This is a genomic window from Flavobacterium tistrianum (assembly GCF_003254545.1).
In the GTDB taxonomy this organism is placed as follows: Bacteria; Bacteroidota; Bacteroidia; order Flavobacteriales; family Flavobacteriaceae; genus Flavobacterium; species Flavobacterium tistrianum.
The window spans coordinates 1-373 of the sequence record NZ_QJRH01000026.1; the positions used below are offsets into that span (position 1 = coordinate 1).

The 373-nt window shown below is 52.5% G+C and carries 1 protein-coding gene; it reads left to right on the top strand.

What is annotated here, in order from left to right; translation table 11 throughout:
* Positions 1 to 373 (top strand): DUF11 domain-containing protein (locus DMB71_RS00125; protein WP_162614728.1); only part of this gene is annotated, 373 nt, incomplete at both ends.

Genomic DNA, 373 nt, shown 5'->3' on the forward strand with positions numbered 1-373 from the left:
CGCAACGCCATCAGTGGGAACCTATAACGGAACTGTTTGGACAATAGGAAGCCTTGCCAACGGAGCTAGCGCAACCCTAAACATTGTTACAGCAGTTAACGCTTCAGGATCGTATGCCAATACGGCAACAGTCTCTGCAAACGAGCAGGATCCTACCCTGGCAAACAACACCAGCACAATAACTCCAATACCGGTTCCAGCTTCAGACCTGTCGGTAGTGAAAACAGCCGATAATGCAGCGCCAGCCGTTGGAGCCAATATCACTTTCACGATAGCAGCCACCAACAGCGGGCCTAGCGATGCCACAGGAGTGAGTGTTGCCGAAACACTGCCGTCAGGCTACACTTTTGTCAGCGCAACGCCATCAGTGGGA